This is a genomic window from Xanthomonas sp. NCPPB 1132 (assembly GCF_056629235.1).
In genome coordinates, this window is sequence record NZ_CM152819.1 from 2616097 (window position 1) to 2627739 (window position 11643).

Annotated in this window: 11 protein-coding genes; all 11 read left to right on the forward strand. The window is 70.9% G+C overall.

Annotation, left to right across the window (positions count from 1 at the left end):
- Positions 1 to 3: 3 nt before the first annotated feature.
- Positions 4 to 963 carry a hypothetical protein gene (locus AC1G9L_RS11110; protein WP_019800884.1) on the forward strand — a complete coding sequence of 320 codons (960 nt, stop codon included), beginning with the start codon at positions 4 to 6 and terminating at the stop codon, positions 961 to 963.
- Entirely contained in the window at positions 950 to 1885 is a 936-nt protein-coding gene (locus AC1G9L_RS11115; RefSeq protein WP_481069053.1) for a GNAT family N-acetyltransferase, read from the forward strand. The genes AC1G9L_RS11110 and AC1G9L_RS11115 overlap by 14 nt, the downstream gene beginning before the upstream one ends.
- The gene (locus tag AC1G9L_RS11120; protein WP_019800882.1) at positions 1882 to 3012 is read left to right on the forward strand and encodes an aminotransferase class I/II-fold pyridoxal phosphate-dependent enzyme; all 1131 of its coding nucleotides are present in this window, start codon (positions 1882 to 1884) and stop codon (positions 3010 to 3012) included. The genes AC1G9L_RS11115 and AC1G9L_RS11120 overlap by 4 nt, the downstream gene beginning before the upstream one ends.
- A complete protein-coding gene (locus tag AC1G9L_RS11125; RefSeq protein WP_019800881.1) occupies positions 3009 to 4262 on the forward strand; it encodes an oligosaccharide flippase family protein in 1254 nt (417 codons plus the stop codon). The genes AC1G9L_RS11120 and AC1G9L_RS11125 overlap by 4 nt, the downstream gene beginning before the upstream one ends.
- On the forward strand, positions 4262 to 5203 hold the full coding sequence (locus AC1G9L_RS11130) for a glycosyltransferase family 2 protein (protein WP_481069056.1): 942 nt from the start codon (positions 4262 to 4264) through the stop codon (positions 5201 to 5203). Before AC1G9L_RS11125 ends, AC1G9L_RS11130 begins: the two co-directional genes overlap by 1 nt.
- The gene (locus AC1G9L_RS11135; RefSeq protein ID WP_019800879.1) at positions 5200 to 6366 is read left to right on the forward strand and encodes a hypothetical protein; all 1167 of its coding nucleotides are present in this window, start codon (positions 5200 to 5202) and stop codon (positions 6364 to 6366) included. Before AC1G9L_RS11130 ends, AC1G9L_RS11135 begins: the two co-directional genes overlap by 4 nt.
- 11 nt (positions 6367 to 6377) lie before the next feature.
- On the forward strand, positions 6378 to 7223 hold the full coding sequence (locus AC1G9L_RS11140) for a Wzz/FepE/Etk N-terminal domain-containing protein (protein ID WP_481069058.1): 846 nt from the start codon (positions 6378 to 6380) through the stop codon (positions 7221 to 7223).
- A gap of 107 nt (positions 7224 to 7330) precedes the next feature.
- Complete coding sequence (locus AC1G9L_RS11145; RefSeq protein ID WP_481069060.1) at positions 7331 to 8179, forward strand: class I SAM-dependent methyltransferase; 849 nt, start codon at positions 7331 to 7333, stop codon at positions 8177 to 8179.
- A gap of 2 nt (positions 8180 to 8181) precedes the next feature.
- Entirely contained in the window at positions 8182 to 9414 is a 1233-nt protein-coding gene (locus AC1G9L_RS11150; RefSeq protein ID WP_481069062.1) for an amidohydrolase family protein, read from the forward strand.
- On the forward strand, positions 9411 to 10106 hold the full coding sequence (locus tag AC1G9L_RS11155; protein WP_019800743.1) for a methyltransferase domain-containing protein: 696 nt from the start codon (positions 9411 to 9413) through the stop codon (positions 10104 to 10106). Before AC1G9L_RS11150 ends, AC1G9L_RS11155 begins: the two co-directional genes overlap by 4 nt.
- Before the next feature lie 23 nt (positions 10107 to 10129).
- Positions 10130 to 11641, forward strand: coding sequence for a B12-binding domain-containing radical SAM protein (locus AC1G9L_RS11160; protein WP_481071098.1), 1512 nt, complete (start codon positions 10130 to 10132; stop codon positions 11639 to 11641).
- Positions 11642 to 11643: the final 2 nt, after the last annotated feature.

Genomic DNA, 11643 nt, shown 5'->3' on the forward strand with positions numbered 1-11643 from the left:
CGCATGTTCGCCTGGCACAAACGCGGTCTTGTCTTCGACACCGCGCGCGACGGCGTCGGCGGCTGGATGCGGCATTCGGCGTTGACGCCGACGCCGTTGCGCCTGGATGCCGAGCGGTTACGGATCTACGCCGGCTTCCGCGACGACGCCGGGGTCAGCCGCATCGGCTACGTCGATGTGCGCGCCGACGATCCGACCCGGGTGCTGGGCGTCAGTGCAGCCCCAGTGCTGGACATCGGCCGCGCCGGCTGTTTCGACGACAACGGCATGATCCTCGGCGACGTGGTGCATGGGCCGGATGGCCTGTACATGTTCTACGTCGGCTTCCAGCAGGTGGAGCGGGCCAAGTTCCTGGCCTTCACCGGCCTGGCGGTGTCCACCGACGGCGGCGACACCTTCCAGCGCCGCCAGGACACGCCGCTGCTGGACCGCGCGCCGGGTCGCAGCACCATCGCCGCGGTGCACTCGGCGCACTACGCGCATGGCCGCTGGCGGCTGTGGTACGCGGTCGGCGACGACTGGGAATGGATCGGCGGCACGCCGTATCCGCGCTACCACATCCGCTGCGTGGAGACCGACGACCTGCAGGCGATCCCGCGGCACGACACGGTGTGCCTGCAGCCGCAGGGCGACGAATACCGCATCGGCCGCCCGCGGGTGTATCGGCACGATGGCCGCTACCTGATGATGTTCACCCGCGGCAGCCGCGGCGGCGCCTATCTGCCCGGCATGGCGGTCAGCGACGATGGTCGCCACTGGCAGCGCTGCGACGCTGCGCTGGGCCTGCCGCTGTCGGCCGTGGGCTGGGATGCGCGCACGCTGTGCTACCCGGCACTGATCCGCCACGGCGAGCGGCTGCTGCTGTTCTACAACGGCAACGACATGGGCCGCGACGGCTTCGGCGTGGCCGAGGCGGTGCTGCCTGCCGGCACCGTCTGGGAGGATGCCGATGCTGTCGGTTAGAGCCTACACCGCCGCCGACGCGCCGATGTGGGACTCCGTGGTGGACGCTTCGCGCAACGGCAATCTGTTGCACCGGCGCGGCTATATGGACTATCACGCGGCGCGCTTCGTCGATGCCTCCTTGCTGGTCGAGGACGCCGGCACGCCGGTGGCGGTGTTCCCGGCCAACCGCGACGGCGACGCGGTGACCAGCCATGCCGGGCTCAGCTATGCCGGGCTGCTGTCGACCCACGCGCTGCGCGCGACGGCGACGTTGGAGGCGTTCGAGCGTATCGCGGCGCACTACCGCGCCGCAGGCGTGCGCTCGCTGCTGTACAAGGCCGTGCCGCATCTGTTCCACCGCAGTCCAGCGGAGGAGGACCTGTACGCGCTGCATCGGCTGGGGGCGCATCTCTACCGCCGCGACCTGTCTTCGGCGGTGCCGTTGCGCGCGCCGCCGCGCTTCGCCGCCGCACGCAAACGCTCGGTGGCCAAGGCGCGCCGCGCCGGGCTGCGTGTGCAGCGTGTGGATGACCCGGCGCCGCTGCATGCGCTGCTGGGCGAGGTGCTGCAACGACACGACGCACGCCCCACGCACAGCCTGGAGGAACTGCGCCTGCTGTGCGCGCGCTTCCCCACGCAGATCGTGCCCTACGAAGTGCGCGACGGCGCCGACCTGCTGGCCGCTACGCTGGTGTACGACTTCGGCCACGTCGTCCACACCCAGTACCTGGCCTGTTCGGAACAGGGCCGCCGTGCCGATGCGCTGAGCCTGCTGCTGGCCGAGCTGATCGAGCAGGTCTACGCGCAGCGCGACTTCCTCAGCCTGGGCATTTCCACCGAGCGGCACGGCCAGGTGCTCAATGCCGGCCTGGTCGAGCAGAAGGAGCGCTTCGGCGCGCGCGCCATCGTCCACGATTTCTACCGTTGGGAGTTGCAATGACTCTGCCGACGGCCAGCGTGCCGTTCCTCGACCTGCGCGCCAGCAACGCGCGCTATGCCGACGAACTGAAGGCCGCGGCGGCGCGGGTGATCGATTCCGGTTGGTACGTGCTCGGCGAGGAACTGGAGGCGTTTGAGCGCGAGTTCGCCGCCTACTGCGGTACCGCCCACGCCATCGGCGTCGGCAACGGCATGGACGCGCTGACCCTGATCTTGCGCGGCTACCGTGCGCTGGGACGGCTGGGCGACGGCGACGAAGTGCTGGTTCCGGGCAATACCTTCATCGCCAGCTTCCTGGCGATCAGCGAGAACCGGTTGCGGCCGGTGCCGCTGGAGCCGCAGGCGGCCAGCTTCAACCTGGACCCCGCACAGGTGGAACGGGCGATCAGCCCACGCACCAGGGCGATCCTGGCGGTGCACCTGTACGGCCAGCTCGCCGACATGGCGGCGTTGCGCGCCATCGCCGAGCGTCACGGGCTGTTGCTGCTCGAGGACGCGGCGCAGGCGCATGGCGCGCGCGGCGGCGGCCGCCACGCCGGCAGCTTCGGCGATGCCGCCGGCTTCAGCTTCTTCCCCGGCAAGAACCTGGGCGCGCTGGGCGATGGCGGCGCGGTGACCACCGACGACGACGCGCTGGCGGCGCAGATTCGGGTGCTGCGCAACTACGGCTCGGACATCAAGTACCGGCATCTCGTGCAGGGCGTGAACTCGCGCCTGGACGAACTGCAGGCGGCGCTGTTGCGGGTCAAGCTGCGCTACCTGGATGCCGACATTGCCGCGCGCCGCGCGATCGCCGAGCGCTACCTGCATTGCATCGCGCATCCGCAGATCGCCTTGCCGCAGGTAGCCGAGCCGACAGCGCACGCCTGGCACCTGTTCGTGGTGCGCTGCGCGCAGCGCGATGCGCTGCAGCAGCATTTGCAGGCTCACGGCGTGCAGTGCCTGGTGCATTACCCGACGCCGCCGCATCGGCAGCCGGCCTATCCGGAACTGGCGGCGCTGCAGTTGCCGCTGTGCGAGCGGCTGGGTGCAGAAGTGCTCAGCCTGCCGATCGGCCCGACCCTGGACGACGCGGCGGTGGCGCAGGTGATCGACGCCTGCCAGCGTTTTGCCGGTGTGGCGGCATGAACGTGCTGCGCAGCGGCGTGTACAGCGGCGTGGCCACGGCGGCCAAGTTGCTGGCCGCGTTGCTGGTGCTCAAGCTGGTGGCGGTCTACGCCGGCCCGGCCGGGGTCGCCCGGCTCGGCCAGTTCACCAGCCTGATGTCGCTGCTGGCCGTGCTGGCCGGCGGCGGCATCGGCGCCGGCGTGGTCAAGTACGTGGCCGAATACCGCGACGATGCGGCTGCGCTGAACCGATTGCTCGGCAGCGCACTGGGCTACGCCTGCGCTGCCGCCTGCGCGATGGGCGTGGCCGCACTGCTGTGCAGCCGCCTGATCGCCGAGCGCCTGCTCGGTGACGCGCAGTACCAGCCGCTGATCTGCGTGCTGGCCGTAGCACAGCTCGGCATCGCCCTGGCCAACTACATCCTGGCGGTGGTCAACGGCTTCATGGACGTGCGCCGGCTGGCCTTGATCCAGGTCGCCGGCGCGGTGCTGAGCGTGCTGCTGGTGGCCGCGCTGGCGCATCGCATGGGCCTGTCCGGCGCGTTGCTGGGCCTGGTGCTGGGGCAGGTGGCCTGGCTCTGCGCGGGCGTGCCGGCGCTGCGCCGCAGCCCGTACTTCCGCCGCGAGATGCTGCGCATTCGCTTCGACCGGGCGATGGTGCGGCGGCTGGCGGCCTTCTCGGCGATGACCCTGGCCTCGGCGCTGCTGCCGCTGCTGGTCAACATCGGCGTGCGCGATCACCTGGCCGGCCAACTCGGCTGGCAACAGGTCGGCTACTGGCAGGCGGTGAGTCGCGTGTCCGATGCCTATCTGCTGTTCTTCACCACCGCCATCAACGTCTATTACCTGCCCAAGCTGGCGGCGCTGCACACGCGCGAAGCGCTGTGGCAGGAACTGCGCGGCGCCTACCGCTATATGCTGCCGGCGGTGGTCCTGGCTGCGGCTTCGGTGTACCTGTGCCGCGACTGGATCACCCGGCTGCTGTTCTCCGCCGATTTCGCCGCCGCGTTGCCGCTGTACGCGCCGCAGTTGCTCGGCGACGTGCTCAAGATCGCCTCCTTCGTGCTGTCCTACCTGATGCTGGCCAAGGCGATGACGCGGCTGTTCGTGCTCTCCGAATGCCTGTTCGCCGCCAGCTACCTGGGGCTGGTGGTGTTGTTCACCGCGCGCATGGGGCTGATCGGCGCGGCCTACGCGTTCGTCTGCAACTACGCGCTGTACCTGGCGTTCAACGTACTGGTCGTGCGCCGCTACCTGCGAGGACTGGGCTGATGGACGCAATGCACACGCCATCGACGCTCCCGCTGGTCTCGATCCTGATCCCGGCCTACAACCACGTGCGCTTCGTGCAGCGCTGCCTGGACAGCGTGCTGGAGGATCCGTATCCGAACAAGGAGCTGGTGATCGCCGACGACGGCTCCCGCGACGGCACCGCCGAGTGCATCGCCGCGTGGATCGCGCAGCATGGCGACAGACTGCACGTGCGCTTCTGGCCACGCGAGAACCTCGGCATCGCCGCCACGCTCAACCACCTGGTGGCGATGGCCCGCGGCGAGTTCCTGCGCTTGGGGGCGAGCGACGACTACCTGCTGCCCGGCGGGCTGGGTGTGCAGGTGGCGTACCTGGGCGCGCATCCGCACAAGGCCGCGGTGATCGGCGATGCCATCGTGGTCGACACGCAGGGCCGCACCGTGCACCAGAGCAGCATGCGTGACCTGCACGGCGTGGACAAACGGCTGTACCTGAGCGAGGCCGGCATCCGCCGCGCGGTGATCCGCCACTGGGCGGTGAGCGGGGCGGTGGCGCTGGTGAGGCGCAGCGCGCTGCAGCCGGGCGCCGAATGGGACGAGGGCCTGCGCATCGAGGACTGGGATTTCTTCCTGCGCCTGGTCGCGCGCGACGCGCTGGGCTTCCTGGATGTGGCGGTCTGCGCCTATCGCGTGCACGACCACAATGCCAGCCGCACCCGGCATCTGCCCAGCCGCCTGGCCAACCTGGCCGAGTCGCGGCAGGTGGCGTTGCGCCGCGCGCGCCTGTTCGATCCGGCCTGCCGCACCCTGCTGCACGCGCAGGCGCACTACATCGCCGCCAAGATCGCGTTCCTGCGGCGCAGCCCGCTGGCGCTGGGCGGGCATCTGCTGGCGCATGCGTGGCTGTCGCTGTTGGCGCGGCTTCGCCAGGGCGGCCAGTCAGCATTGATCGAGCGCGCATGAGCCGCCTGCTGCGCCTGCCGTCGGCGTATTTCGGCCTGCCGCTGCTGCTGAGCTGCGCGCTGACCTTGCTCACCTTCGACCTGCCGCCAGGCTACCTGGCCGGTATCGCACTGCTGGCCGCCGTGGCACTGGCGACGCTGGGCCTGGATGCACTGCTCGGCATCCGCCTGCCGCCGCTGACGGCGTTCCGGTCGCGCGAGTACGCCGGCACGCGCGAGGCCTTCGTCGCGCTCGGCCTGGCCGCCGCGGTGGGGCTGTTCTGCCTGCTGGACCTGTTGCTGTTCCCGATCCCCTTGCTGCACAACCCCTCCGCCTACGCCGATCTGAGCCCACTGCAATCGCATGTGCGGCATGTGTCGAACATGTGCTGGATCCTGCCGCCGATCGGCCTGCTGTGCGTGCGCGAGCGCAGCGTGCGCAACTTGCTGCTGCTGGCGGGCTTCGCCTTCCCGGTGCTGGTGATCGACCGCAACCGCCTGTTCGCGGCGGTGTTCAGCGTCGGGCTGTTGGTCTTGCTGCGCCGCGACCCGGCGCGGCCGCTGCCGTGGAAGCGCGTGCTGGCGCTGCTGTGCGCCGGCGCCGCCGCGTTCTCGCTGCTGGGCACGCTGCGCTCGGGCTCGCTGGACTCGGTGGCGCTGCCGTTCGACGCGCTGTACCGGGCCGCACCGCAGGGCATCAAGTGGCTGCTGCTGTACATCGGCGCCGGCCCGTACAACTTCGGGGCGCTGCTCAGCAAGGGCTACGCCAACGCCAGCTTCCTGGTCAACCAACTGGTGCCGCTCAGCGGTTCAATCGCCACCGCCGGCACCGGCATCCCACTGGATGCGCCGAACATCAATGTCGGTACCGAGTTCCTGCCGTTCCTGCTGGCCGGCGGCCCCGGCGCCGCGCTGGCCGCGATGCTGGCGCTGTATGCGGCGCTGCTGTGGAGCGTGCGCCTGCTCGGCCGCGGCGTGGCGCTGTTCAACCTGCTGGTGTTCCTGCGCATCGCCTACGCCTGCGTGATGTCGCCGTTCGCGCCGCAGGCCTTCACCTGGACCAATGCCGGTTTCGTCGCGCTGTGCCTGCTGCTGCATGCGTGCAGCGCCTTGCTGCCGAACCGCCACGACCCCGCGCCATCCACGGCCCTGCCTTTCGTTGCCCCGAGATCCCCGCTGCCATGACCGATACCGCCATGCCCCAAGACGAAATCTACCTGGTCGACCTGTGGCGGATCCTGCGGCGCGAATGGCGCTGGTGCCTGCTGCCGCTGCTGCTGGCATTGGCAGTGGCGGCGCTGTTCCTGCACAGTGCGACCCGCCAGTGGCAAGCGACCGCCTGGGTGCAGGTCGGCGAGTTCGGCCCGACCCCGGCCGGGCGCGACCCCAAGCTGGAGCCGTTCCAGCGGGTGATCGACCGGATCAAGACCCGGCAATTCCAGGAGCAGGTGCTGCACAGCGTGGGCGTGGCCTCGGACAGTCGCCAGGCCGCGCTGTACCGCGACAGCCTGAAGCTGGATCCGGACCCGTACGCCAACCTGATCCAGCTGACCCTGCGCGCGCAATCGCCGCAGCAGGCGCGGCAACTGGCCACGGCCACCATCGCGCAGTTGCAGGCGCTGCACCGGCGCATCCAGGCCGGGCCACTGCAGCAGGCCAGTGCGCGACTGCAGGAGCTGGCCGCGGACATTGCCGCCACCCAGGCCGAGCGCGAGCGCCTGTTGCAGCAGCAGCGCGAAGGCCGCGGCAGCGTGGAGCAGCAATTGCTCGGCAACATGCTGCTGTCGGAGAAGACCACCACGCTGCGCGGCCTCAAGGCCGAGCGCGAGGACCTGCTCGGCCGGCTCGGCACGCGCTACACCTACGACACCTCGGCGCCCTGGGACACCTACGTGCCGCTGCGCGCGGCGTTCCCCAACGCCGTGCTGGTGCTGGCGGCGGCCCTGCTGGCCGGGCTCGGCGGCGGCGTGCTGGCGGCGGTGGCGCGCAATGCGCTGCGTCGGCGCCAGGCGCGGCCGGCACGGGCGCACGCCATCGCCTGAAGGCAACTCGCCGATTCAACCAAACGCCGCTGGCGCCGCACCTACCTGCAGTCCCGCGCGAGCGCTCGCGCGGATTTCGACACGGGCAGGGCAGTGGAGAGGTGCAGGTGACAGCGAATGGCAAGGCGGGCGCCGCGGCGCACACGACCACTCTCGATCCGGTGCGGTTGCTGGACACGCAGCGCGCATTCGACAGCGTGGCCGCCGACTACGATGGCCCGCGCGGCAACAACGCGCTGATCCAGCGCATGCGCACCACGCTGTGGGACACGGTAGCCACCCAGTTGCCGGTCGGCTCGCGCCTGGTCGACCTGGGCTGCGGCACCGGCCTGGACGCACATGCCTTCGCCCAGCGCGGCTACCGCGTGCTGGCCACCGACTGGTCGCCGCAGATGGTGGAGCGCACCCGAGCCCGCGCGCAGGATCCCAGCCTGCACGGACGGCTCAGCGTGGCGCACGTCGGCATCCAGCAGTTGGACCTGCTCGATGGCGAGTTCGACGGCATGTATTCCAACTTCGGCCCGCTCAACTGCGCGCCGGACTTGCCGCAGGTCGCCAGCCAGTGCGCACGGCTGCTGCGCCGCGACGGCCGCCTGGTGTTCTCGGTGATCGGCCGGCTGTGCCCGTGGGAACTGGGCCACTACCTGCTGCGCGGCCGCCTGCGCCGTGCCGCGGTCCGCGCCGCGCGTGGCGCCACCGCGGTGGGCATGAACGGGCACACGATCTGGACCTGGTACTACTTCCCGCGCGAGTTCTACCGCGCGTTCGCGCCGCATTTCGACCTTGAATCGTACCGCGCACTCAGCCTGTGCCTGCCGCCGCCGTACCTGGTCGACCACTACCTGCGCCACCCGCGCCTGGGCGAGGCACTGGGCCGCCTCGACGACCGCATCGGCGGTTGGCCGTTGCTGCGCGACATGGGCGATCACTTCCTGATCGTGCTGCGCAAGCGCTGAGCATGGCCGCGCCCGCCGCCCCCGTCGACGTCTGCCTGGACGGTGCGCGTGTCGCGCATGCCAGCGGCGCGGTGCACGCCCCGCTGGCACTGCGCGCCGGCCGTGTCGCCGCGGCAGCCACACCGGCGGCGCTGTGCCTCGATTTGGCGGGCCATTTGGTGCTGCCCGGCTTGATCAACGCCCACGAGCATCTGCACGTCAATGCGGTGCCGCCGTTGCCGCAGGCCGCGCCGTTCGCCAACAGCTACGGCTGGATCGAGGCGTTCGCCGCGCATTTCCGTACCCCGGCGGTGGCCGCGGCGCTGGCCCTGCCCAAGCCGCTGCGGCTGCGTCATGGCGGGTTGAAGAACCTGCTGGCCGGGGTGACCTGCGTGGCCCACCACGATCCCTGGCATCCGGCGCTGGACGCGGCCGACTTCCCGGTGGCGCTGCTGCGCGACTTCGGCTGGAGCTACACCTTGCACGGCCCGGACTACGGGCCGCCGCTTGCGCAGAGCTTCGCCGCGGCATCGGCCGCTGGCTGGCCGTGGATGATCCACCTGGCCGAAGGCACCGACGCGGTGGCCGCAGGCGAACTCGCCGAACTGGAGCGGCGCGGCTATCTGGCGGACAACACGGTGTTGATCCACGGTGTGGGCCTCAGTGCGGCCGACGTCGCACGCGTGCTCGCCTGCGGCGCGGCGGTGGTGTGGTGCCCGAGCAGCAACCTGACCCTGCTCGGACGCACCCTCGATCCGCAGCGCCTGAGCGCGGCCGGACGCCTGGCGCTGGGCAGCGATGCGCGGGTCAGCGGCGGCCGCGACCTGCTCGAGGATCTGCGCCTGGCCGCTGCCCATGGCCTGGACGCGAGCCAGGCACTGGCCCTGGCCACCACTGCCGCGGCCGACATCCTGCGCTTGCCGGATCGCGGGCATCTGGCGCCGGGTGCACACGCCGATCTGCTGATCGTCGCCGACCGTGGTGGGGCGCCGGCGCAGAGCCTGGTCGGGCTGCCGCGCAGCGCGCTGCGCGCAGTGGTGCGAGACGGCAGGCCACGGATCTCCGATCCCGATTTCGCCCCATGGTTCGCCGCGTCCGGCGTGGACACGGTGCCGGTGGTGCTGGACGGCGTGCCGAAGTTGCTCGCCGCAGAACTCGCCGACCCGGCGCTGCTCGCGCTGGAGCCGGGCCTGGACGTCCAGGTTGCGCCGCCGCGTTCGCGCCTGACCCAGTTGTCGCAGGAATGCCCCGCATGAACGCCATCCCGACCCTCGATCCGCTCGCCGCCTACGCGCTGTGGGCGGACAGCTATCCGGCGCAGGCGCACAACCCGGTGATGCAGGCCGAACAGCGCGCCATGCTGGCCTTGCTGCCGCCCTCGTTGCGTGGCCGGGAGGTGCTCGATGCCGGCTGCGGCAGCGGCCGCTACCTGCTGCATGCGTTGCAGCGTGGCGCCGGGCATGTCACCGGCGTGGACCTGTCGCCGCAGATGCTGGCGCGTGCCGCGCAGGAACTGGCCGAGATCGAGGCCGGCCGCTGCACGCTGCGCGAAGGCAGCCTGGAGGCCTTGCCGCTGGCCGACGCCAGCGTCGACCTGAGCCTGTGCGCGCTGGCATTGGGGCATCTGCCGCAGCTCGGGCCGGCCCTGGCGGAATTGCGCCGCGTCACCCGGCCCGGCGGCTGGGTGCTGTGCAGCGACGTGCATCCGATCGGCCCGGCGCTGGGCTGGCGCCGCGACTTCAAGGCCGGCGGCCAGCGCTACGCGGTGCGCCACACCCAGCACCTGTACAGCCACTGGCACGCCGCCTGCGCCGCGCTCGGGCTGGCCATCGACGCCGTCAGCGAACCGCTGCTCGACCCGGCGGACATTCCCGCCGACGCCCATTTCGATCCCGTTGCATTGCAGGTGCCGGTGGCCCTGGTGCTGCGCCTGCGGCGCCTGCCGTGACCTCCGCCCTGCGTTCGCCCGGTATGTCCTCCACACCCAACACGCTGCTGGTCAATCCCACCATTACAAAGCCATCCAGCGCCCGCTTTCCGCTGTCGTTGCTGAACCTGGCGGCGGCGTTGGACCGCCACGGCGACAGCCGCATCATTGACGGCAACGTCGACCGCGACTTCATCGAGCGCAGCCTGCAGGCACTGCAGGAGCGGCACTACGATGCGGTCGGCATCAGCGTGATGGGCGGGCCGCAACTGGCGCCGTCGATCGCGCTGTCGCAGGCCATCCGCGCGCGCTTCCCGGCACTGCCGATCGTCTGGGGCGGCTATTTCCCCACGCTGTACCCGGACACCGCGCTGGCGGCACCGTACGTGGACTACGCGATCCGCGCGCAGGGCGAGGACACCCTGCCGGAACTGCTGGCCGCGGTGCGCGGCGAGGGGCCGACGCTGGCGCAGGTCGACGGGCTGTCCTGGAAGCAGGACGGGGTGGTGGTGCACAACCGCAACCGGGCGTTTCAGCGCGGCGATGCGCTGCCGTCGCTCCCCTACGAGAAGCTCGGCGAACCGCGCCGCTACCTCGGCCGCACCTTCCTCGGCCAGCGCACCGCCTCGCACCAGGCCGCGCTGGGTTGCCGCTTCCGCTGCACCTTCTGCGGGGTGGCGGCGATGTTCGGCGGCGCCACCGCCTTGCCCACCGCGGCGCGCCTGGAGCGCGAGCTGGGCTATTTGAAATACGGCCTGGGCGCCGATTCGATCCAGTTCTTCGACCACAACTTCTTCGACCGCGAAGCCGACATGATCCCGCTGCTGGAGGTGATGGCCAAGCTGGAACTGCCGTGGTGGTGTTACGCCCGCGCCGACGCGCTGCTCAACCTGTCCGAGAGCACCTGGAAGCTGGTGCGCAAGAGCCGCCTGCGCATGGCCTACATCGGCGCCGAATCGCCGAGCGGGGCGATGCTCAAGGAGATCCGCAAGGGCACGCGCCCGGACCAGACGCTGGAAGTGGCCGAGCTGTGCCGGCGCAACGGGGTGATCCCCGAGCTGTCGTTCATGGTCGCGCCACCGCAGGACAGCGAGCGCGAGACCGAGCAGACCTTCGAATTCATCCGCGAGCTGAAGCGGATCAACCCGCAGTCGGAAATCATCGTCTACGTGTACACCCCGCTGCCGGACAGCAGCCGCCACGAGAAGGACCGCGGCCGCCGCGCCGGCATGCCCTTGCTCGATCGCGACGGCGTGCCGGTGCAGTTCCCGCGCACGCCGGAGGAATGGGCGCAGCCGCAGTGGGTGGACTACGCCTGCCACGCCGATGCGCCCTGGCTCAGCGATGCGCTGCGCCAGCGCATCCGTGATTTCGTCACCGTGCTCGGCTGCCGCTATCCCACCGCGCAGGACCAGCGTTCGCCGGGCTGGGCCAAGCGCGGGCTCAGCGCGCTGGCCGCCTGGCGCTACCGCTACCGGCGCTACGACCGGCCATGGGAGCTGAACCTGGCCAACCGGCTGGTGCGCCTGCACCGGCCGCAGGTGTCCGGGATCTGAGC

Coding starts and splice junctions, on each gene's coding strand:
- AC1G9L_RS11110 (WP_019800884.1), top strand. CDS start 4: ATGTTCGCCTGGCACAAACGCGGTCTTGTCTTCGACACCGCGCGCGAC.
- AC1G9L_RS11115 (WP_481069053.1), top strand. CDS start 950: ATGCTGTCGGTTAGAGCCTACACCGCCGCCGACGCGCCGATGTGGGAC.
- AC1G9L_RS11120 (WP_019800882.1), top strand. CDS start 1,882: ATGACTCTGCCGACGGCCAGCGTGCCGTTCCTCGACCTGCGCGCCAGC.
- AC1G9L_RS11125 (WP_019800881.1), top strand. CDS start 3,009: ATGAACGTGCTGCGCAGCGGCGTGTACAGCGGCGTGGCCACGGCGGCC.
- AC1G9L_RS11130 (WP_481069056.1), top strand. CDS start 4,262: ATGGACGCAATGCACACGCCATCGACGCTCCCGCTGGTCTCGATCCTG.
- AC1G9L_RS11135 (WP_019800879.1), top strand. CDS start 5,200: ATGAGCCGCCTGCTGCGCCTGCCGTCGGCGTATTTCGGCCTGCCGCTG.
- AC1G9L_RS11140 (WP_481069058.1), top strand. CDS start 6,378: ATGCCCCAAGACGAAATCTACCTGGTCGACCTGTGGCGGATCCTGCGG.
- AC1G9L_RS11150 (WP_481069062.1), top strand. CDS start 8,182: ATGGCCGCGCCCGCCGCCCCCGTCGACGTCTGCCTGGACGGTGCGCGT.
- AC1G9L_RS11155 (WP_019800743.1), top strand. CDS start 9,411: ATGAACGCCATCCCGACCCTCGATCCGCTCGCCGCCTACGCGCTGTGG.
- AC1G9L_RS11160 (WP_481071098.1), top strand. CDS start 10,130: ATGTCCTCCACACCCAACACGCTGCTGGTCAATCCCACCATTACAAAG.